Here is a 286-nt window from a genome sequence, read left to right as displayed (position 1 = left end):
CCCTTCGGCTTTCGCTCTGCGATTCTTGGCTGGTCAGAGAGCCAAGAGGAGACTGAAGGCGATGGAACAATCGGGGGAGGAAGCCGAAGCTGATGGCTTTGTAGGGAAGCTTACGCGCCGGACGCGTTCTGGAGGCCGGTTATGGTCTGCGGAGATCAAGGGGCGCGCTGTTTTCGAGAGCATGAAGCCCGACGCCCGCGTATGTGATGTCGCACGGCGTTATGGTGTGAAGGCCCAGCAGTTGACGACGTGGCGCAGATTGGCGCGTGCTGGCCGGCTCGCATTG

At 61.2% G+C, this 286-nt stretch carries 1 protein-coding gene; it reads left to right on the top strand.

All coding sequences use genetic code 11. The features are described 5' to 3' along the window. Nucleotides 1-61 precede the first annotated feature (61 nt). A partial coding sequence (locus tag LB465_RS18540) for a transposase (RefSeq protein WP_224471322.1) occupies nt 62-286 on the top strand: 225 nt, incomplete at its 3' end.

This window comes from Salegentibacter lacus, from assembly GCF_020164555.1.
GTDB lineage: Bacteria > Bacteroidota > Bacteroidia > Flavobacteriales > Flavobacteriaceae > Salegentibacter > Salegentibacter lacus.
Note: the sequence above shows the minus strand (reverse complement) of the source record. Positions and strands in the feature narration are given on the sequence as shown.